Origin of the sequence: Marinactinospora thermotolerans DSM 45154 (assembly GCF_900167435.1) — a bacterium.
Taxonomy (GTDB): Bacteria; Actinomycetota; Actinomycetes; order Streptosporangiales; family Streptosporangiaceae; genus Marinactinospora; species Marinactinospora thermotolerans.
In genome coordinates, this window is the sequence record NZ_FUWS01000010.1 from 195383 (window position 1) to 215812 (window position 20430).

18 protein-coding genes are annotated in these 20430 nt (G+C 70.5%); 5 read left to right on the forward strand and 13 right to left on the reverse strand.

From position 1 onward, the window contains the following. Positions 1-16 precede the first annotated feature (16 nt). Positions 17-1093: an alpha/beta hydrolase family protein gene (locus B5D66_RS18310; RefSeq protein ID WP_078762986.1), complete on the forward strand. Its 1077-nt coding sequence runs from the start codon at positions 17-19 to the stop codon at positions 1091-1093. A gap of 69 nt (positions 1094-1162) precedes the next feature. Here the strand turns inward: B5D66_RS18310 and B5D66_RS18315 are convergent, their stop codons facing one another. From B5D66_RS18315 to leuS, 4 genes are all read right to left on the reverse strand, one after another. Further along, the gene (locus tag B5D66_RS18315) at positions 1163-1726 is read right to left on the reverse strand and encodes a hypothetical protein (RefSeq protein WP_078762987.1); all 564 of its coding nucleotides are present in this window, start codon (positions 1724-1726) and stop codon (positions 1163-1165) included. Positions 1727-2228: 502 nt separating this feature from the next. After that, positions 2229-2780 (reverse strand): hypothetical protein, encoded by a 552-nt coding sequence (locus B5D66_RS18320; RefSeq protein WP_078762988.1) that lies wholly within the window; start codon positions 2778-2780, stop codon positions 2229-2231. Between the two features lie 555 nt (positions 2781-3335). Further along, positions 3336-3935 carry a hypothetical protein gene (locus B5D66_RS18325; RefSeq protein ID WP_144390198.1) on the reverse strand — a complete coding sequence of 200 codons (600 nt, stop codon included), beginning with the start codon at positions 3933-3935 and terminating at the stop codon, positions 3336-3338. A gap of 112 nt (positions 3936-4047) precedes the next feature. Next, on the reverse strand, positions 4048-6543 hold the full coding sequence (leuS, locus tag B5D66_RS18330; RefSeq protein WP_078762990.1) for a leucine--tRNA ligase: 2496 nt from the start codon (positions 6541-6543) through the stop codon (positions 4048-4050). A 430-nt stretch (positions 6544-6973) separates the two neighbouring features. On the opposite strand from leuS, the gene B5D66_RS18335 reads away from it, so the two are divergent. From B5D66_RS18335 to B5D66_RS18345, 3 genes are all read left to right on the forward strand, one after another. After that, a complete protein-coding gene (locus tag B5D66_RS18335; protein ID WP_078763065.1) occupies positions 6974-7414 on the forward strand; it encodes a DUF6406 domain-containing protein in 441 nt (146 codons plus the stop codon). A gap of 79 nt (positions 7415-7493) precedes the next feature. Then, positions 7494-9041, forward strand: coding sequence for a long-chain-fatty-acid--CoA ligase (locus tag B5D66_RS18340; protein ID WP_078762991.1), 1548 nt, complete (start codon positions 7494-7496; stop codon positions 9039-9041). 98 nt (positions 9042-9139) lie between these two features. After that, positions 9140-9628: a TspO/MBR family protein gene (locus tag B5D66_RS18345; RefSeq protein ID WP_078762992.1), complete on the forward strand. Its 489-nt coding sequence runs from the start codon at positions 9140-9142 to the stop codon at positions 9626-9628. A gap of 6 nt (positions 9629-9634) precedes the next feature. Here B5D66_RS18345 and B5D66_RS18350 read toward each other — a convergent pair whose 3' ends face one another. From B5D66_RS18350 to B5D66_RS18385, 8 genes are all read right to left on the reverse strand, one after another. Next, complete coding sequence (locus B5D66_RS18350) at positions 9635-9859, reverse strand: hypothetical protein (protein WP_078762993.1); 225 nt, start codon at positions 9857-9859, stop codon at positions 9635-9637. 133 nt (positions 9860-9992) lie between these two features. Beyond that, positions 9993-11030, reverse strand: coding sequence for a glycoside hydrolase family 3 protein (locus B5D66_RS18355; protein WP_078762994.1), 1038 nt, complete (start codon positions 11028-11030; stop codon positions 9993-9995). A 2-nt stretch (positions 11031-11032) separates the two neighbouring features. After that, on the reverse strand, positions 11033-11884 hold the full coding sequence (locus tag B5D66_RS18360) for a carbohydrate ABC transporter permease (protein WP_078762995.1): 852 nt from the start codon (positions 11882-11884) through the stop codon (positions 11033-11035). Continuing rightward, entirely contained in the window at positions 11881-12864 is a 984-nt protein-coding gene (locus B5D66_RS18365; protein WP_078762996.1) for a carbohydrate ABC transporter permease, read from the reverse strand. The genes B5D66_RS18360 and B5D66_RS18365 overlap by 4 nt, the downstream gene beginning before the upstream one ends. A 3-nt stretch (positions 12865-12867) precedes the next feature. After that, positions 12868-14145, reverse strand: coding sequence for a sugar ABC transporter substrate-binding protein (locus B5D66_RS18370; RefSeq protein WP_078762997.1), 1278 nt, complete (start codon positions 14143-14145; stop codon positions 12868-12870). Positions 14146-14462: 317 nt separating this feature from the next. After that, positions 14463-14918, reverse strand: coding sequence for a hypothetical protein (locus tag B5D66_RS18375; RefSeq protein WP_078762998.1), 456 nt, complete (start codon positions 14916-14918; stop codon positions 14463-14465). Between the two features lie 74 nt (positions 14919-14992). Beyond that, on the reverse strand, positions 14993-16258 hold the full coding sequence (locus B5D66_RS18380; RefSeq protein ID WP_078762999.1) for an SAM-dependent methyltransferase: 1266 nt from the start codon (positions 16256-16258) through the stop codon (positions 14993-14995). A gap of 51 nt (positions 16259-16309) precedes the next feature. Next, positions 16310-17734 (reverse strand): FAD-binding oxidoreductase, encoded by a 1425-nt coding sequence (locus B5D66_RS18385; RefSeq protein WP_078763000.1) that lies wholly within the window; start codon positions 17732-17734, stop codon positions 16310-16312. A 318-nt stretch (positions 17735-18052) separates the two neighbouring features. On the opposite strand from B5D66_RS18385, the gene B5D66_RS18390 reads away from it, so the two are divergent. After that, a complete protein-coding gene (locus tag B5D66_RS18390) occupies positions 18053-18841 on the forward strand; it encodes a glutamate racemase (RefSeq protein ID WP_078763001.1) in 789 nt (262 codons plus the stop codon). A 7-nt stretch (positions 18842-18848) separates the two neighbouring features. On the opposite strand, the gene B5D66_RS18395 is transcribed toward B5D66_RS18390, so the two are convergent. Next, complete coding sequence (locus B5D66_RS18395; RefSeq protein ID WP_078763002.1) at positions 18849-20300, reverse strand: hypothetical protein; 1452 nt, start codon at positions 20298-20300, stop codon at positions 18849-18851. Positions 20301-20430: the final 130 nt, after the last annotated feature.

Sequence of the window (20430 nt, forward strand, 5' to 3'; positions counted from 1 at the left end):
CCCCTACCGTAGGGGCATGCGCCTGTTTCCCCGCCCCCTCCAGGTCTGCGGCACCCTCCTCACCGGAGGGGCGCTCCTGCTGTCGAGCGCCTGCGCGACGGCCGAGCGCGACGACGAAGGGGGCGTGGAGCGGCTCGACGTCGCCGCCGACGAGTACGAGGTGGAGTTCCGCAGCGGCCCCGACACCCTGTACGGGACGTTCGCGCTGCCACAGGACGCCGGCGAACCGGTACCCGCGGCGCTGATCGTGTCCGGAAGCGGACCGACCGACCGGAACGGCAACAGTCCGTACCGCTCCCAGGCCGACACCAACCACAATCTCGCGGCGATCCTGGCCGACGCCGGAATCGCCTCCCTGCGTTACGACAAGTACGGTTCCGGTTCGACCGGAACGGCGTCACGCGACCCGGAGGAGCCCGTCGGCTACGACCTGTTCGAGGACGAGATGACGGCCGCCTACGCGGAGCTCGCCTCCCGACCCGAGGTGGACCCGGACCGATTGGTCGTGATCGGCCACAGCGAGGGATCGATCTTCGCGCTGCGCGCCCCGAACGTGATCGACGAGCACCCGCCACGGGCACTGGTGCTCGCCGCCCCGGTAGGGGAACGTTACCTCTCCCTTCTCGACCGGCAGCTCACCGAACAGGTCCGAACCGCCGAAAGCGGCGGGGCGCTCGACGCGGCCGAGGCGACCGCAGTGCTGTCCGACACCCGTTATGCCATCGCCCGGCTCCGTTCCGGCGGCGAGCTCCCCGAGGACCTCTCTCCCCAGCTCGACGCGCTGTTCTCACCGACGAACGAGACCTTCCTCCGCGAGATCGACGCGATGGACCCGGTCGACCTCGCCCGTGAGCTGCCCGCCGACGTCTCGACGCTCGTTCTGTGGGGGACCGCCGACTCCCAGGTCGACGGGGCGGAGGTGGACCGGCTCATGACCGGCCTGGACGACGCCGAACGGGTGGACCTGCCCGACGCCGACCATGTGTTCCGGTTGTACGACGGCTCCCCTGGCGCGCCCGTCCTCGACGAGGAGCGTCCTGTGTCCCCCGAGCTCGCCCCCGCCCTCACCTCGTTCCTCGACCGAGCCCTGTAGGGCGCCGACGCGCGCGGGGCGCCCTCCGCGAGGGAGGGCGCCCCGCGTTCGGGCGAGGAGGGCCGCCGACTAGTACCCGCCGTTGCGGATCGCCTCGGCCGCGTCGCGCGCGATGCTCACCGCGCCGTCGACCGCCTCCTCCTCGGGGATGGACTCGGTGTAGGCGTAGTCGGTGGCGGCGTCGTAGCAGGTCGAGAAGAAGATGTTCGACATCCGGACTCCCACGCAGCCGAGTTCCTCCGCGCCGTCGTACCAGGACAGGGCCTCGTCCCCGAGCCCCTCGACCGGTGTCGTGGAGTAGCCCGCGGTCTGCGTCTCCAGGTCGGTGACGGTCTCCTCCTGACCCGTCGTACCCGGCCGGTCCTGGTTACGCATGACGATCATGTAGGCGAAAGCGGGGGTGCCCGAGGAGGTGGTCGGGGTGATCCAGCTGCACTCGTATCCGTCCCACCAGTCCTGACCCCCGGTGTCGATCGGCTCCTGCCGGTCGGCCTGGTAATCGGGAACGAGCAGGGACAGCGAAGCCCCCTCCGCGACCGAGCAACTCGGGGTCGCGGCGTACCCCTCGTCCTCCTCACCGGAGAGGAGGAACACCGCGCTGACGACGCCCAGGACGAGGACGACCGCGATCACCGCGGCGATGATCGAGGCGACCAGGCAACCGTTGTTCTTCTTCGGTGCGGTGGTGTAGGGGTTGGGGCCGTAGGGCCCGTTGGGGGGCGGCGGACCATAGGCACCCGGATGTCCTCCCGGCGGAGGGCCGTACGGCCCTCCCGGAGGCGGACCGGCGGGACCACCCGGTCCTCCCGGAGGCGGACCGGCGGGACCGCCCGGCCCTCCCGGAGGCGGGCCATAGGAGCCCGAGGGGTAGGACGGACCGGACGGTCCACCGCTCGGCGGAACGTGGGGGCCGGAAGGGCCCGACGACCCCTCGAACGAGGGACCGTGGGCTCCGGACGGACCGGAGGGACCACCCGGGGGCGGCCCCGAGGGCTCTCCCGTAGGGCCGCCGTAAGGGGGCTGGGTCATGGGGTCTCCAATCGGAGGGATGGGCTTGGGGATGCCCGCGTCTCTTCCTGGGGGGGCGCGTGGAGAGGGAGGACGCGGTCGACGGGACCGTGGCGGCCCGCCCTGGTCAGGAACCGGTCTCGATCCTGGCCACGACGTCTCGGGCGAGCTCCTCCGCGCCCTTCAACGCCTCGTCCTGGGGGACGGTTCGGGTACCGGAGTAGTCCGTCGAAGCGTAGTAGCAGGAGGAGACATAGAGGTTGGACGTTCGGACGCCGACGCACCCGAACCTGTTTCCATTGTCGTACCAGGCCAGTGCCTCGTCTCCGAGTTCCTCGACCGCCACGGCCTCATGCCCCCTGCTGTCGTCGGCGAGGTCGGTGGCGGCCTGTTCCTCCCCACCGGCTCCCGGGCGGTTCTCGTTGCGCATGGTGTACAGGGCGACCTTGGCCGGTGGTTCGACCGCTGTCGCGGCGGTCTCCCACACGCACTGGTGCCCCTCCCACCATTCCTGTCCTTCGGTGTCGATCCGTTCGGCCAGGACGGTCTCGTGGGCGGGGACCAGCCGGGAGAGGACCTCGCCTTCGGCCACCGAGCAGTCGGGGGCCACCGAGTACTCGCCTCCGTCGGCGTCGAGCCAGACGGCGGCGGTGACCCCTCCCACCAGGAGGAGCAGCACGGTGACGGCCGCGGTGCCGAGGAGCGCGATGGCGCATCCCCGATTGGCCCGGGGCGTGGGCTCGATCTGGCGCTCCCCGCCGAGGGGGTGAGCGGAAGGCGTCTCTCGCCCGGGGTCTGCCTGCCCCGCGGTCGGCCACCCGCCCTGGGAGGGCGTTCCCGGCGCGGTGGAGGAGGGGGACCACGCCGGTCCCGGTTGGGCAGGGGGGCCTCCTCGGGGACCCGGGTCTCCCCCAGGCGGGTCCTGTCCGGGACCCCCGTGGGGCGGTTGGAGCATCTGCGGTCCTTTCCTCGACGGGGATCGGCGGCCGGCCCGTCAACGCTACTCGCCGCCGGACCGTCAGCCAGCAGACATCAGGGGCCATTTACCTGATCGACACCGTTACGGGCACATAACCCGTCATTCCAACAGCGCGTCCGACATCTCTGCACCCCCAGAACGCCGGTGTCCCGTCGTTCTGGATGCTCCGTCCCGGAGGGGACCGGAGACGTGTCCTAGGACGTCCTCACCCCTCCGCCGGTTCCCACGGACGGGAGGCCGGAGGCCGCCGAACGTTCAGAGGGAGTCGGCCAGGCGCTCGGCCACGCCGATCGCCCCGTCGCGCGCCTGCGCGTAGGACAGCGGCGTGCCGTCGGTTCCCCTGTCCCCGCCGTACCAGACGCGCACCAACAGGTTGTCCCTGCGGAACACCACCTCCGCGGCCCCGCCCTCCGCCGTCCCCGGCCGGACGACCGCTCCCTCTCCGAGCGAGGCCACGGGGGCCGCCCCCTCGGTCTCGCCGGCGGGGGCCAGTTCCACCAGCCGACGGGCGGCGGCCTGTTCCCCGCTCTCCTGCCCGTCGCGTCTGCTGAAACGCGCCTCGAACTCGACGTGCAGGGAGCGCGGAGGGGCCGAGGCGTCACCGAAGGAGGTCCAGGCGCAGGCGCCCGCGGCCGCGTTCTCCAACGGCCCCGCCGCCACGACCTCCGGCTGCGCCGACGGCACCGCGGGCTCGATCACCTCGGCCGTCACGTCAGCACAGGCCGGAGCGGCCGCGAAGGCGTCGGAGGGCGAGGCCTCGGCGGCCGGTCCTCGCGCGCCCCAGACAAGACCAGCGGTGATGGAGACGGCCGCCACCACCACGACGCCACCGGTCACGAGCAGTACTCGTTTCACGCCGCCGCTCCTTGACGACATTGGGCTCCTCGTTAGTCTCGGGCACCGCGGAAAAGGCCCCGCCCGGCGCCGGGAGAGATCCGTCGCGCCGGGCGGGACCGGTCGGTGAGGGTCAGCCCACCACGATGTTGACCAGCTTCGGTGCGCGCACCACGACCTTGCGGATCTGGCGGTCGCCGATGAAGTTCCGGACCTTCTCCGAGGCCAGGGCCAGGCGTTCCAGCTCCTCGGCGGAGATGTCCGGCGCCACCTCCAGCTTGTCACGGACCTTGCTGGCGACCTGCACGACACAGGTGACCGACTCCTGGACCAGGAGAGCGGGGTCGGGCGTGCGCCAGTTGCCGATGGCCACCGATCCACGGTGTCCCAGCCGCTCCCAGCCTTCCTCGGCCACGTAGGGGGCGACCAGCGACAGCGTGATCGCGATGACCTCGGCCGCCTCGCGGACAGCGGGGTCGGCGGCGCCCGGGCCGGAGTCGATGGCCCTGCGGGCCGCCGTCACCAGCTCCATGATGCGGGCGATCGCGACGTTGAAGCGCTGGGCCTCGACCGCGGCGGTCACCTTGTCCAGGGTCTGGTGGGTGGCCCTGCGCAACGCGAGGTCGCCTTCGGCGGGGTCGACGCCCGGCTGCGACGCCTCTCCCGCCTGCACCATCACCCGGAAGGCCCGGTTGAGGAACTTCAGGGAGGCGGCCGGGGAGACGTCGGCCCAGTCGATGTCGTCCTCGGGCGGGCCGGCGAACAGCATGGTCAGACGGACCGCGTCGACGCCGTACTTGTCGATCTCCGCACCGAGGTCGACGCCGTTGCCCAACGACTTCGACATCGCCTTGCCCTGGTTGATGACCTGGCCCTGGTTGAGCACCCGGGTGAAGGGCTCGGTGAACTCCACCATGCCCATGTCGTAGAGCACCTTGGTGAAGAACCGGCTGTAGAGCAGGTGCAGGATGGCGTGTTCCTTGCCGCCGATGTACTGGTCGACGGGTCCCCACTTGTTGATCGCGTCCCGGTCGAACGGCGCGTTCTCCTCGTGCGGCGAGCAGTAGCGCAGGAAGTACCAGGAGGAGTCGACGAACGTGTCCATCGTGTCGGTGTCGCGCTTGGCCGGGCCACCGCACTCGGGGCAGTCGACGTTGACCCAATCGTCGGCCGCGGCCAGCGGCGAGACCCCCTTGGGGGCGAGGTCGGCACCGCGCAGGTCGTCGGGCAGGAGCACCGGGAGCTGCTCGTCGGGTACGGGGACCTCGCCGCAGGAGGGGCAGTGGATGATCGGGATGGGCGTACCCCAGAAGCGCTGCCGGGACAGCAGCCAGTCGCGCAGCCGGTAGTTGATCGTCCCCTCACCGGTGCCACGCTCGGCGAGGATCTCGATGATCCGCGGAATCGCCTCGCTCTTGCTGAGCCCGTCCAGCGGACCGGAGTTGACCAGCTTGCCCTCGCCCGCGGTGGCGACACCGCTGTCGTTCGGGTCGGCCTCGCCCGTCTCGACGACCACGCGCACCGGCAGCCCGAACTTCCGTGCGAAGTCGAGGTCGCGCTGGTCGTGGGCCGGGACCGCCATGATGGCGCCATGACCGTAATCGGCCAGGACGTAGTCGGCGGCCCAGATCGGGATGCGGTCGCCGTTGACCGGGTTGATCGCGTAGCGGCCGAGGAAGACGCCGGTCTTCTCCCGTTCCGTGGACTGACGCTCGATGTCGGACAGCTTGGCGACCTGGGCCCGGTACTCCTCGAACGCCTCGCGCTGTTCGGGGGCGCAGAGCTCGTCGGCCAACGGCGCGTCGGCGGCGACCACGAAGAAGGTCGCGCCGTAGAGCGTGTCCGGGCGCGTGGTGAACACCGTGACGGGCTCGTCGCGTCCCTCGATCGCGAACCGGACGTCGGCGCCCTGGGAGCGGCCGATCCAGTTGCGCTGCATGGTCAAGACCTCGTCGGCCCACTTGCCCTCGAGCTGGGCCATGTCCTCCAGCAGCCGGTCGGCGTACTCGGTGATCTTGTAGTACCACTGGTTGAGGGTGCGCCGCACCACCTCGGTGCCGCAGCGCTCGCACCGCCCCTGGACGACCTGCTCGTTGGCGAGCACCGTCTGGTCCTTGGGGCACCAGTTGACCAGGCCGTCCTTGCGGTAGGCCAGGCCCCGCTCGCGGAAGCGCAGGAAGAACCACTGGTTCCAGCGGTAGTACTCGGGGTCGCTGGTGTGGAGCCGTCGCGACCAGTCGAAGGAGATCCCGTAGCGGTGGAAGGACTCGGCCTGGGTCTCGATGTTGGCGTAGGTCCACTCGGCGGGGTGGGTCCCGTGCTTGATCGCGGCGTTCTCGGCCGGCAGGCCGAAGGAGTCCCAGCCGATCGGGTGGAGCACGTTCTCGCCCAGCTGGAAACGGTACCGGGCGACGACGTCGCCGATGGCGAACGCCTCGGCGTGGCCCATGTGAAGGTCGCCGGAGGGGTAGGGGAACATGTCCACCACATAGGAGCGCGGACGGTCGTCGGCCGGATCCTCGCTGGCCGCGAAGGGGTTCTCCTTGGCCCACCGGGCCTGCCACTTCTCCTGGAGGGTGTGGGCGTCGTAGGAGTCGTTCGCCACCTGGTCTCCGTCTACGGCTGTCATCGCTGGAACTGTCCTCTACCGCTTCGCGCTGTCGAAGCACGTGGTCTTGGGCGGGCCCCGGCTGTCCGGAGGGAGGCGCCGGCGAGGCGCACCGCGACCGGAGGCCGCCGCATGAGTCTTTGGATCCCAAGGTTAGCGTGCGGTGGGGATGACCTCACCGCCTCGTCCGGCCCTCCCCGAGCCCCGTGGGAGCGTGCGGGCGGAGGGGCGCCCTTCCAATGGGCCGGTCCGGGGTCGGGGCGACCGGCTTCTCCCGGCCGACGTGTCCCGCGCCGGTGGGACAATACACAGCACGCGGCCGACCGCCCGGTCACTCGAACACGCCTCCGCGTGTCCCTCCCCTTCCCGCCTGTCCCAGTACCGAGACTGGGAGGCAAGCGCCGGCCGATCCTCCGCCGGCGTCCCAGGACCTTGATGGAGATCAATGAACATGGCTGTCCTCGTTCGTGCCCGTCCTATCGCCCGTTTCCTCGCCTCCGCCGCGTTGGCCTCCGGTGTGGTGCTGGGAGCCGCGGCCTGCGGAGGCGGTGACGGTGGTGAGAGCGAGACCGAGGCCACCGCGCAGAGCAGCAGCCCGGCTCCGCTGCTGGGTGAGAACGACGATCGCATCCAGCTCACCGAGGGCGTCGCCTACACGCTGGACGCCGGGAGCGAGCAGCCGACCACCTTGGAGGTCGTCGGTTACGAGGAGGGCGAGGAGCCGGCCGTGATCATCAGCGTCGGGGAGGAGGACGGTCCCGCCAAGGAGCACACCCTCAAACTGGGTGACACCGTGGAGGCGGGTGGGAGCACCTGGCGGGTCTCGGAGATCGGGATGAGCGACTCCACCGGTTCGCTTCCCGGATCGGCGGCGCTGACGCGGGTCGAGTGACCCGGGGCACCCGGCCTCTTCCACAGAAGTTACCGTGCGGTAGAACAGTGACCGACAGCACTCTCTGGAGGAGGCCGCGATGCTCAACCTGTCGGTACTACTGGAGGACGGGGCCCGAAACCACCCCGACCGCGACGCCGTGGTCTTCGGTGACCTGCGCCTGAACTACGCGCTGGTGGACATGATCGCCAACCAGGTGGCCGAACTCCTGGTCGCACGGGGCATCGAGCGCGGGGACAGGATCGCGATCGCCTCCCCCAACACCCCCTACTTCCCCTTCGTCTACTTCGGCGCGCTCAAGGCGGGCGCCGTCGTGGTCCCCCTCAACGTACTGCTGACCCCGCGCGAGATCGCCTACCACCTGCGCGACTCCGGCGCCAAGGCGCTGTTCGCGTTCACCGGGACGCCGGATCTCCCGCTCGGGGAGCGCGCCTGGAAGGCGTTCAACGAGGTGGAGGGCTGCGAGGTCTACATCGACCTCCCGGCGACGCCCGGCGCCACCGAGTCGACGATCGAGGGCGCCGAGACGCTGTGGGCCGCGCTCGCCGGCCGTTCGGGACGTTTCGAGACGGTGCGCACCGAAGCCGACGACACCGCGGTCATCATCTACACCAGCGGCACCACCGGTCAGCCCAAGGGGGCCCAGCTCACCCACGCCAACCTGCTGCTCAACGCGGTGGCCTCGAGCCGCCTGTTCGGCCGCGCGCCCAACGGCCACGACATCTTCCTCACCGTGCTGCCGCTCTTCCACATCTTCGGCCAGACCACGATGATGAACTGCGCCCTCTACCGGCAGGGGACGATGGTCCTCCAGGCCCGTTTCGACGGCGACGAGACCCTCGCCCTCATGGAGAAGGAGGGCGTCACCATGTTCGCCGGCGTTCCCACCATGTACTGGGGACTGCTCGGCGCCAAGGGCGAACACGACATCGACAAGATCACCGGCACCCTGCACACCGCCGTGTCGGGCGGCTCGGCCCTGCCCGGCGAACTCGCCAAGCGGGTCAGGGATCGCTTCGGCGTCGACATCCTGGAGGGCTACGGGCTGTCCGAGACCTCGCCGGTCGTCTCGTTCAACGACCCCAGACGCAAGGCCAAGCCCGGTTCGATCGGGCTGCCGATCTGGGGGGTGGAGATGAGACTCGTGGACGCCGAGTTCAACGAGGTCGAGGGCGAGGGGCCCGGGGAGATCGCGGTACGCGGCCACTGCGTGATGAAGGGCTACCACCAACGGCCGGAGATCAACGAGCAGGTCCTGAAGGACGGGTGGTTCCGCACGGGCGACATCGCCCGGCGCGACGAGGAGGGCTTCTACTACATCGTCGACCGCTCCAAGGACATGATCATCCGCGGCGGTTACAACGTCTACCCCCGCGAACTGGAGGAGGTGCTGATGACGCACCCCGACGTGAGCCTGGCCGCCGTGGTGGGGGTGCCGCACGAGACCCACGGCGAGGAGATCAAGGCCTACGTGATCCGCCAGGAGGACGCCAGGGTGACCGAGCAGGAGCTCATCACCTGGGCCAAGGAGCGGCTGGCCGCCTACAAGTACCCGCGCCTGGTCGAGTTCCGCGACGAGCTGCCGATGACCGCCACCGGCAAGATCCTCAAGCGCGAGCTGCGCTGACCGACGCGGCCGGCGGCCCTCGACGCGGCCCCACTTCCGTTTGCGCGCCGGATCGGCGGGCAGGGCGGTGAGGGTCGCCGTCCCATGAGGGGGTCAGCATGGCCGATCGAGCGCCCTCGCGCTCCCGTCAGACGGGTGCTGCCGTCGCCTTCGCACTCGCGGTCCTGGCGACGGCCGCCATCGGCGGGGCCGCCGCGAGCGGGTCGGCGGAGGTCTACGCCCGGTTGACGTTGCCTTCCTGGGCACCGCCGCAGTGGCTGTTCGGCCCCGCCTGGACCGTGCTGTACGTTCTGATGGCGTTGGCGGGCTGGCTGGTCTGGCGTTCCGCCGGACTGCGCGGGGCGCCCGTCGCGTTCGCCCTCTACGCTCTCCAGTTGCTGCTCAACGCGGCCTGGACGCCGTTGTTCTTCGCGGCGGGGCGCTATGGCGCGGCCCTGGTCGACATCACGGTCCTGGGCGTGGCCCTCGCGGTGCTGATCGCGCTCTTCGCCCGCCACAGCCGGGTGGCGGCGGTGGCGCTCGTCCCCTATCTGGTGTGGGTGGCCTACGCGGGCGCGCTCAACGGGGCGATCGTCGTGTTGAACTGACCCCTCTCACGAGAGGGGTCTCCACTGGGAGTCGCAGACGGTGCACCTGAACTCGATGCGTTTGCCGCAGGCCTTGCAGTGCGGTCCCGGACTGTAGTCGTCGAGGTGCTCCGCGTGCCGGTCGGCGAAGTAGCGCAGATCGACACAGACGTTGCAGCGGATGAGGACGTTGGTCGGGCTCTTGGGCCAGGGGTAGTCCGGTTCGATCGGATGGTCCTCGACTGTGACCACGTGTCCTCCCCCACTCCGTCTCCGACGCGCGCGGACCGCTGCGTCGTCCCTGCGCGCCTCGGACCCCTCCGACATCGGTCCATTCCCGCCAACACTCACGGAGAACCGTCGCCCGGTCAAGGAGAGACCGCCGTCACGGTCGCCTCCGCGCGCACCAGGCCGCCAGTTCCCCCACCCGTCCGGCGGCTTCGGCCAGGCGCGCCACCGGCACGGTCCCATCGGAGAGGGCGGCGAAGATCCGCTCCACCGTGGCCCCGAAGATCTTCTCGTCGCTGCCGCCCGCCTCGTGTGGGTTGCCCAGGCACAGCAGGTCGGCTCCGGCGCGTAGCGCGCCGACCGCGCCGTCGGCGATCCCGTCGAGTTCACCGCGTCCCAGGTGACGTGCCACCGCGCGCATGTCCAGCGCGTCGGTCACGGCGACCCCCTCGAAGCCCAGTTCGCCGCGGAGCAGGGCGTAGGCGCCGGGTTCGAGGCTGGCCGGGGCCTCGCCCAGCGCGGGCACCCGGATGTGCCCGACCATGACCATGCGCGCTCCCGCCTGGATCGCGGCGGCGAACGGCGGCAGCTCCCGCCGGCGCAGGGTCGCGAGGTCGACGTCGACCACGGGGAGGGCGAGGTGGGAGTCGACCTCGGTGTCGCCGTGGCCGGGGAAGTGCTTGGCCGCCGCCGCGACCCCCGCCTCCTGGAGACCGCGGATGAAGGCGGTGCCGTGCCCGGCCACCTCCCGCGGATCGGCTCCGAACGCCCGCGGCCCGATGACGGGGTTGCGCGGGTTGACGTTGACGTCCACGACCGGCGCGAGCGCGGCGTCGATGCCGACCCCGCGGAGTTCCCTGCCCATCGCGTGGGCGACGGCGCGGGTGCGGGCGAGGTCTCCCGTGGCGCCGAGCTCCCCGTGCCCGGGGTAGGGCGACCCCTGGGCCGCGTGCAGCCGGGTGACCCGCCCGCCCTCCTCGTCCGAGGCGAGGACCAGGTCGGAGCGGAGCCCGTGCAGCGTCTGGGACAGCGCCGCCGGGTCGTCGATGAGGTTGGGGCCGAAGTACAGTACGGCGCCCGTCCCCTCGCCGACCGCCCGGGCCAGCCACCCCGGTGGCTCGGTGCCCACGAACCCGGGCATGAGCACCTGGTGGACCATCCGCACGATCCGTGGATCACGGCGCGGTTCCGTCATCGTCACCCCTTCACCGCTCCCGAGACCAGCCCTGAGACCAGTCCCCGTTGGACGAACAGGAAGAACGCCATGACCGGGAGGGTGATGATCGTCGACGCCGCCATGACCGCGCCCCAGTCGGTGGTGTTCTGGCCGAAGAACTGCCGCAGTCCCACCGCGACCGTGTACTTCTCGCCGTCGTTCATGAACGTCAGCGCCAGGATGAACTCGTTCCAGGCGGTGATGAAGGAGAAGATGCTGGTGGCCACCAGCCCCGGGGCCACCAGGGGGAACAGCACCGACCAGAACATCCGCCCCCACGACGCTCCGTCGATGTAGGCGGCCTCCTCGACCTCGGCCGGCACCGCCGCGACGAAGCCGCGCAGCATCCAGATCGCGAAGGGCAGCGACAGCGCGACGTAGACGAGCGCGAGTCCCCACAGCGAGTTCAGCATGTTCAGGTCGCGGGCGAGCAGGAACAGCGAGATGACCAGGGCCTCGAGCGGGACCATCTGGATGACGAGCACCATCACCAGGACCGTGGTGCGCAACCGGAACCGGAAGCGCGCCACCGCGACCGCGGCGAACAGCGCGAGCAGGCTGCTCCCGACGACCGTGAGCAGCGCGACGAAGAGGGAGTTACCGAGATAGGTGAGGAAGCCGCCCCGGGTGAACACGCCCACGAAGTGGTCCAGGGTGGGGTCGGCCGGGAACAGCGCGTCGGTCCCCGACCCGGATCGCCGCGACAGCGCGCTGGAGAGCATGAAATAGGCGGGGAACAGCGTGAACAGGAGGACGGCCGCCACCGCCGCCCCTTTGCCGAAGGCGACGGCGGTGCGGCGGCCGGACGGCGCGCGGTCCGTGGTGGCGGTCATCGCAGCTCCTCGTCCCGGAACAGGGCCCGCAGGTAGACGATGGTGATGGCGAGCAGCATCAACGTGAGCAGGACCGCGATCGCGGATCCGAGCCCGTAGCTCTGCTGGGAGAAGGAACGCACGTAGGACCACACCCCGAAGTTGAGCACCTCGGCGTTGGATCCCGCCCCTCCCGGCATCAGGTAGACCTGAGCGAACACCTTGAAGTCCCAGATCGTGGACAGGATCGTGACGACCGCGAACACGGGCCGGATCGTCGGCACGGTCACCCGCCAGAAACGCTGCCAGGCGTTGGCGCCGTCCAGCAGCGCGGCCTCGTGGAGTTCGCGCGGGATGGTGAGCAGCCCCGCCAGGACCGTGACCGCGACGAACGGGAAACCGTGGTGGACGATGTTGAGGGTGACGATCGCGTAGAAGGTCAGCCTCTCGGTGAACCAGTTGAATCCCTCGGGCCCGATCAGGCCGAGGGCGTGCAGGGCCTGGAACACCAGGCCGCGGTCGACGTCGAAGATCCAGATCCACACGTAGGTGCTGGTGACCGCGGGCATGGCCCAGGCGACCATGATGCAACCGGTGACCACCGTGCGCCATAGAGGGCTCAGCGACCTCAGGAGCAGGGCGATGAGCGTGCCGAGGACGACCGTCCCACCGACCGCGAACACCGCGAACACCGCGGTGTTGGGAAGCGCCACCGTCCACAGGTAGGGGTCGGTGAGGAGCTCGACGTAGTTGTCCAGGCCGTTGTAGTCCGGCTGGCCGGAGACGACGTTGTCCAACCCGTAGTCCTGGAACGACAGCCACACCACCCGCGCCAGCGGATACATCAGCAGCACGCCGATGGCCAGCAGGGCCGGCGCGAGCAGCGCCCAGGGCCGTACGAGCCGTCGGGTCCTGGCGGACAGCCGGCGGGACGGGGCGGGGCGGGGGCCGCCGGGGCCGGCCGCGGGAGCGGCCGGCCTGGTGAGGACGGGTCTGGCCACGGCTCACCCGTCTCCGTTGAGTGTCTTCTCGATCGTCTCGGCGGCGGTGGCGGAGGCCTCCTCGACCGAGGCGTCACCGGACAGGATCGACTGGACCATCGTCTGCAGGACCTTCTGCCCCTGCACCTTGCCGTAGGCGGGGGTGACGGGGACCCCGCGCCCGGCCTGGCTCATCTGCACCGCGAACGGACGGATCAGCGGATCCTCGGACTCGGCGTAGCGGGCGAGCTGTTCCTGTTTGCCGGGCAGGTAGGTGGTCTCCTCGGTCCAGCGCCGCGCGTACTCGTCACTCGTCAGAAGCTGGACGTACTCCCAGGCCAGGTCCTGGTCCTCCGACCCGTTGAACACCGACAGGTGGGACCCGCCCAGGAAGCTCGGGCTGTGGCCGCCCTCGGGCCCGGGGATCGGGAAGGCCGCGACGCGCCCTTCGAGGTCGGGGTTGGCCTCAAGGATCGCCTTGGGGGTCCAGCTTCCGGAGATCGCCATGGCGACCTTCCCGTCGACGAAGTTGTCCTGGACGTCGGTCTCCAGCCAGGTGGCCGCGCCGGTGGAGGACAGGCCGTCCTTCAGGGCGAGGTCGGTGAAGAAGGTGATCCCCTCACGCGCCTGGGGACTGTCGATGCCGGAGGTCCACGTCCCGTCGTCCCCCTGTTCGGCGATGTCGCCCCCGGCTCCCCAGACGAAGGGGAGGAGGGAGTACTCGGCGCCCCCGGGAACGGGGAAGGCGATCATGTCCTCCTCGGCGTCCTTGATCGTGAGCGCGGCCTCGCGCAACTGCTCCCAGTCGCGCGGCTCTTCGAGACCGTGCTCCTCGAAGACGTCGGTGCGGTAGAGGACCGCCCGCACCGCGGCGTGCCAGGGCACCCCGTAGAGCCGGTCCTCGACGGTGCCGGCCTCGATCAGCCCGGGAACGTAGGCGCTGGTGTCACCGACCCGGTCGGTGATGTCGGCCAGGGCGCCGGCCTGGGCGAACTCCGGTGTCCAGGTGGTGCCGACCTCGGCGACGTCGGGCATGGTGTCGCCGGCGATCGCGGTGACGAACTTGTCGTGGGCGTCGGCCCACGGGATGAACTCGACGTTGACGGTGGCGCCGGTGCGTTCCTCGAAGTCCGCGGCGACCTCGTCGAAGAACGCCGAGGCGTCGGGGTGGGTGCCCTCCATGATCCACACGTCCAGCGTTCGTTCTCCCCCGCCGCTGGAATCGCCACCCGCGCAGGCGCTCAGCGCCAGTATGAGAGCCGTGCTCGCGGCGGTGGCGGACAGGATGCGTTTCTGACCCATGAACCCTCCCGTCCTCGCCGCCACGGGATGCGCGGCGACGTGCGGTCGTCGTCTTCTTCTCCCGTCCTGGGGACGTGTAAGAAACCTACGCAAAATCCAGGAGGCTGTGAAGTAAACAACAAAAAATCACCGCACACCCACCATGACCACCATGAGTCACCGTACATCGACAGAGAGCAAGAGGGAATCACCGTCGCGGGTGGCGCCCGGACCGGTCTTCCGCCCCATCACGACGAGCCCCCGGCCGTGGACGACAACGGGCGTGCCCCGGCCGTCACCGGCCGGGGCACGCCCGTATCGCCACCGCGCCGGTGGCCCTACTCGGCCGACCCCGAGGCGATCCGCAACGTCGAGATCAGCTCGGCCGGCTTGTAGACCGCCTGGCCGATCGCCGCGCAGAAGGCGGCGAGCATGTGCAGGAAAACCAGCGGGTCGCCACGGGTGAAACGCTCCGCCGCCTCGTGTTCGCCGACGGAGTGCGCCTCCCAGGCGGTGACGACCGCGAACTCCAGTTCGGGCTCCAAGATGTCGGCGACCGTCCGGGCCACCGCCTCGCGGGAGTCCGCAGGCTTCCACACCACCCCGGTCTCCTGCACCCGTCGGGTGAGGAACGAGGCGTAGACCTTCAGCTCCGAGGTGACATCGTCGATCCCGCCGGAGCGCTCTGCTTCGGCCACCGCCGCGCCCACCGCGTCACGGTCCTTGCGCACATAGGCGTCGACGAGGGAGATGGCGAGCTGCGTGACGCCGTCCGCGTCATTGGTCCCAGGCATGTCCTCCATGATGCCCGCCCGGCCGCGGCGCCGAACACCGCGGACCGGGCCGCTCCCCCCCGATCGCGAACGGGTCAGCCGCGCCGCGGCTCGAAGTCCGGGCGCAGCGGCATGCCCGAGTCGTCACCGTCCAGCTTGACGCCGAGGATCTGGTGGAGCTGGACCACGTTCTTCTCGAACCCCAGCACACAGCCCGCCATGTACAGCCGCCACACCCGCGCGGTCCCCTCGCCGACCTCGGCGACCGCCGCGTCCCAGTTGCGGTCCAGGTTGGCCGACCAGTCACGCAACGTCAGCGCGTAGTGCTCACGCAGGTTCTCCTGATGCCGGATCTCGAACCCGGCGTCGTTCATCTGCGCCTGGAGCCACCCGGGCCCCTCCAGCTCCCCGTCGGGGAAGACATAGCGGTTGATCACCCCTCCCGGCACCATCGCGGGAAGGTCGTTGCGGGGGCGCGTGATGCAGTGGTTGAGCAGCCGGCCGCCGGGCTTCAGCTTCGCGTACAGCGAGGCGAAGTAGTCCGGCACGTTCTTCTTGCCGATGTGCTCGGTCAGGCCGATGGAGCTGATCCGGTCGAAGACGCCGTCGGGGACGTTGCGGTAGTCCATGTGGCGCACCTCGGCGAGGTCGCCCAGCCCCTCCTGGGCGATCTTCTTCTGCGCCCACTCGGCCTGCTCCTTGGACAGCGTCACCCCCAGCGCCTTGACGCCGTGCTCACGGGCGGCGTGGATGACCATGCCGCCCCAGCCACAGCCCACGTCCAGCAGCCGCATCCCCTTGGCCAGCCCGAGTTTGCGCGAGACCAGCTCGTACTTGTGGAACTGGGCCTCCTCAAGGGAGGCGACCGGTGTGGGGTAGACGGCGCAGGTATAGGTCATGGACGGCCCCAGCACCATCTCGTAGAAGGCGTTGGAGACGTCGTAGTGGTGGTGGATGACCTCGGCGTCGCGCTCCTTCGAATGCCGCCGCCCACGCTCCAGCAGCCGGGAGCGGCGCATCTCCTGTGGAGGCGGCGGTACGCGGTTGACGAACTTGACCCAGCCGATGTCCTTGGCGATGGCGAGGAAGTCGCGAAGCCTGACCCCGTCACCGAAGGCGATCTCCGACATCCGCTTGAGCGCGGTGTACATGTCCCCTTCGAGATCGATGTGCCCCGCGACGTAGGCCCGGGTCAGGCCGAGCGCCCCCGGGGACTGGGCGAGGTAGTTGAGCGCCACCGGGGTACGCACGACGAGGGTGATCTCGCTTTCGGGATCTCCCGAGGTGCTGCCGTCGTAGGCGCGGAACCGAACAGGGGCGTCAGCCCCGACGACCCGCTCGAAGATCTCCGCCAGCCGCATTACCATTCCCTTCTCGCCGCACGTCGCCCCGTCCCTGCCCGGGACGGCGTGTCACCGGTTCCTGACACATTTGGCGTAGAGGTCGAGGAGGCGGTCCTTGGGGTCGTAGGCGTGCTTGAGGCGCCGGTAGGCGTCCCCGTTGTACAGCCCCCAGAACTCGTCCTCGCTGTAGAAAGCATCGGAGTACAGCGACTTGTGCCCGCCCAGCCGGGCGACCTCCTCCTCCACGAGCCGGTTGTGGTGGGCGCGGCGCTGTCCGGGGCGCATGGGCACCATGCCCCAGAATCCGAAGTTGACGTAGAGCCGTTCCGGCTCCAGCGGGTACAGCGGCCAGACATGGCCGTCCTCCCCGCCGGCCTGCGGCTGCTCGCGCAGCCGCAGGGGGCACATCCAGATCGGCGACATACCGATCTCGGTGTGGAAGAAGTCGAGGAACTCCGCGCCGCGTCCGACCTCGACCTCGATGTCCTGGATGAGGGGCTCGGGCTGGGGGCGCCCCCGGTAGTGGGCCAGCAGCCGGCTGAAGTCGGTCCGCCGGTCCAGGGCGACCAGGCGGCGGTAGACATCGGAACGCTTCAGCGAGCGCGGCCACAACCTGCGCACCGTCGGGTTGCCCAGGCCGAACGCCCGGGAGCACCAGAACCAGTCGGTGTCCCAGCGCCACAGGTAGTCGTGGATCGTCAGATAGTCGCCGGGCCCGGGACCCGCGTAACGCGGGATCGAGGTGTAGTAGATGTCGGAGCCGGTGTAGTCGCTGGTCCAGGGGGCGCGGTCGGTGAAGGAGGCGAGCGTCAGGTAGAGCTCGTCGCGGGCGAACGCCACACCGTCGACGAAGTCCACCCGTTCCCCGTCGTACTCCGCCGCCGCGCAGATCGCCGCGAACGCCTCCATCGCCTCGGCCCCGTCGTGGAAACGCAGGTGGCGCAGGTGGACGTAGGGCTTGACCGGCTCCAACTCGATACGCAGGCGCAGGCTGTAGCCGAGGGTTCCGTAGGAGTTGGGGAAACCGCGGAACAGGTCACGGTGCTCGTTGTCCCGACGCGCCACCACGATGTCGCCCGCGCCGGTGAGGATCTCGATCTCCTCCACCGACTCGTGGGGCAGGCCGTTGCGGAACGACGACGACTCGATGCCCAGGCCGGTCACCGCGCCGCCGAGCGTGATCGTGCGCAACTGCGGTACGACCAGGGGCATGAGCCCGTGCGGCAGGGTGGCGGCGACCAGATCCTCGTAGGTGGTCATCCCGCCGACCTCGGCGATACGGGCGTCGGGGTCGACGGCCAGCACCGAGGTGAAGGCGCTGACGTCCAGCCGCGGGACGTCGCCGGGATCGCGGAAGCGGAACAGGTTGGAGGTGGGTTTCGCCAACCGGACCGGTGCGTCCACCGGCAGGGCGGCGTAGTCACGGCGCAGCCGTTGCGCGGCGGCGACATGGTCGGCCAGATCTGCTCGGACGTGCTGACGACTCACATTCACCCGCTCTGTCACAAGGCGCCATCGTAATTTCCGACCGGTTCCAGAACCAGCGACGCGGCCGCTCCTCCCCCTTTTTCTACCGGCTAGTAGCGTCTGGATCGGTCCGTGCCGAAGACCGCTTCCACACCGTCCGTCCCCCTCTCCCTCGCTGTGACCACGGTGAACCCTCACCCCTCCGCCCCATCGCCCACGCCTTCGAGTCCGACTCCGGCCACGGCCGTGGCCGGAACCGGACCGGGCCGCCTCTCGCTCGCGTGCCGGCGCGCCACCGACGAGCCACCGCCCGGACACCTCGGCAAGCGCATAGGATCGACAGACGTGCGTATCGCCCTCATCGATTCAGGAATCGGACTTCTGTCCACCGCCGCCGCGCTGCGGGAGGCCCGCCCCGACGCGGACCTGATCGTGTCCATGGACCCCGACCACATGCCGTGGGGTCCACGCACACCCGACGACATCACCCGCCGGGCGCTGGCCGGTGCCCGCGCCGCCCTGCCGAGTGATCCCGACGCGATCGTCGTCGCCTGCAACAGCGCCTCGGTCCATGCCCTGGCCGCGCTACGCGACGAGCTCGAACCCGCCATCCCGGTGATCGGCACGGTCCCCGCGGTCAAGCCGGCCGCCGACCTGGGAGAGCCGATCGCGATCTGGGCGACCCCCGCCACCACCGGAAGCCCCTACCAACGCGATCTCATCAGCCGCTTCGCGCGTGATGTCCCGGTCACCCCGGTGGCCTGTGTCGGCCTGGCCGAAGCGGTGGAGCACGTCGACGAGGCGGCGATCGAACAGGCCATCGCCGACGCCGCCAGGCTGACTCCCCCCACCGTCGGCGCCGTCGTCCTCGGCTGCACCCACTACGACCTCGTCGGAGAGCGGATCTCCGACGCGTTGGGGCGGCGCCCCGTACTGCTGACCGCGGCCGGTGCGGTCGCCGCCCAGACCCTGCGCCGACTGGGCACCGGCCCCCGGACCGACGCCCCGCGCACGGGGAGCCTGACCGTGCTCGCCAGTGGCCGCCCCGCCTCGCTGCCCGACGCGGCGCTGTCCTACCCCGCCGGCGCCCTCCTGGCACTGCCGCCGTTGCCGGCCCCTTCGCGGGGCGCCTGAGCGCGGATCAGGCGTGTGTCGCGTGCATGGCCGCGGCACTGGACAAGGTGCGCACCAGGGAGCGCACCCCGGGGACGTCCTCATCGTGCAGAAGCGTCTCCAGCAACGCCAGCGCGGCCATCTGGTCGCCGGGGGCGCGGCGCACCCGAGCCCACTGCGTCTCGACGACCACGTCGGCGAGCTTGAGCGTCCGTCCCACCTGGCCGAACGCGGCGAGCAGCGTCGTGTCGTCGGGGCGTAGTTCGAGCGCGGCGAGCACGAGGTCGGCCTGGCGTTCGGGGTCCACCTCGTCGGCCTGCTCCGCGCGAAGGCGCACCAACAGCTCTTCGGGTTCGACCTGGAGTACCGGGGGAGGGATCCTGGCGGCCCCCTCGCGGGCCTCGATCAGGTCGTCACGCAGGTCGTCGGCGCGCCGGAGCCGGAACAGCGCCCGTTGCGCGCGCTGGACCGTGGACAGGGCGACCCAGCGGGCGCCACGAGCCGTGGCGAGCCGCAGCGCGATCAGGGCCATCTCCAGACACGGCCGATAGGCCCCCACCTTCTCCAGGTAGCGGGTCCAGCTGGTCAGGGTCGCACCGATGCGCCAGTCGTTGCGGACCACTCCCACCTCGACGAGCTGTTCCACCGCCTCGACCCAGGTCAGGCGCAGGGAGGGGTGCGCCTCGGCCTCAAGGACGTCGGGCAGCACGGCCAGGGCCTCCTCGGCCGGACGGCGTCCCGTCCGCGCCAACCAGGCCATCAGCCGTGCCCGTTCGAACCTGATCCGGCGATGGGCGTCGGTGCGCGGAGCCCCCTCGGGCCATCGGGCGACACCGTTGTTCTCCAGATGGGCCAGGACGTCGAGCGCCGCGCTGTGCCGGTCGAGGTGCCGTAGCGCGCGGACGTAGCCGAAGCCGTAGTACAGCCCCACGTCGGTCCCCGTGGCGCGGACCCGCGCGGCCTGGGCGTCGAGATGGTGCACCGCCTCGTCCGGACGCTCGTCGTCGACCAGCATGGCCGCGTGGGCCAGGGCGAGCGCCTCGAACGCCGGCTGTCCGGGTTCGGTGTGCTGGGCGGCCTCGGTGAGCAGGGCCGCGCGGTCGACGGCGTATCCGGGGCCGTCGATATTGGCGTAGCAGGACAGGAGGTTCTCCGCGCCGCACACCGGCGGAGGGCAGTAGCCCGTCCCCTGCGCGTGGAGGGCGCCACGGTGCGCCTCGGCGTCGGCCAGCGCGATCGCCCCGTGCTTGAGCGGGCCCACCCGGGCGGCCAGCGGCCAGTGCCGAAGGTACTCCTCCAGGCGCGGCACCCCCTCGGCGGCCCGCGCGACGCGCAACGCCTGCGGCAGTTCGGCGTCCAGACGGGTGAGATTGCCTTCGAGCGCGAGCCGGGGCATCCGCTCCACCGCGGCGGCGAGCTCGGTATGGCCGGCAGCTCTCAGTTCCCGGGCCGTCCCGCCGACCCACGCCCACAGCGCCATGGCACCTTCCCCTCCCGTTTGAATACCGAACGTAGCAGCACGGTTACGCGCGCGCGGGTTAAGCGGGAAAAGCGTTCCCAGACGTTGCCTATAGACTCGGGAAGACCGGGGGCGACGGACAGGTCCGGCG

Coding starts and splice junctions, on each gene's coding strand:
- B5D66_RS18335 (WP_078763065.1), top strand. CDS start 6,974: ATGGCTGTCCTCGTTCGTGCCCGTCCTATCGCCCGTTTCCTCGCCTCC.
- B5D66_RS18370 (WP_078762997.1), bottom strand. CDS start 14,145: ATGGGTCAGAAACGCATCCTGTCCGCCACCGCCGCGAGCACGGCTCTC.
- B5D66_RS18375 (WP_078762998.1), bottom strand. CDS start 14,918: ATGCCTGGGACCAATGACGCGGACGGCGTCACGCAGCTCGCCATCTCC.
- B5D66_RS18355 (WP_078762994.1), bottom strand. CDS start 11,030: ATGACGGAACCGCGCCGTGATCCACGGATCGTGCGGATGGTCCACCAG.
- B5D66_RS18395 (WP_078763002.1), bottom strand. CDS start 20,300: ATGGCGCTGTGGGCGTGGGTCGGCGGGACGGCCCGGGAACTGAGAGCT.
- leuS (WP_078762990.1), bottom strand. CDS start 6,543: ATGACAGCCGTAGACGGAGACCAGGTGGCGAACGACTCCTACGACGCC.
- B5D66_RS18340 (WP_078762991.1), top strand. CDS start 7,494: ATGCTCAACCTGTCGGTACTACTGGAGGACGGGGCCCGAAACCACCCC.
- B5D66_RS18380 (WP_078762999.1), bottom strand. CDS start 16,258: ATGCGGCTGGCGGAGATCTTCGAGCGGGTCGTCGGGGCTGACGCCCCT.
- B5D66_RS18345 (WP_078762992.1), top strand. CDS start 9,140: ATGGCCGATCGAGCGCCCTCGCGCTCCCGTCAGACGGGTGCTGCCGTC.
- B5D66_RS18310 (WP_078762986.1), top strand. CDS start 17: ATGCGCCTGTTTCCCCGCCCCCTCCAGGTCTGCGGCACCCTCCTCACC.
- B5D66_RS18360 (WP_078762995.1), bottom strand. CDS start 11,884: ATGACCGCCACCACGGACCGCGCGCCGTCCGGCCGCCGCACCGCCGTC.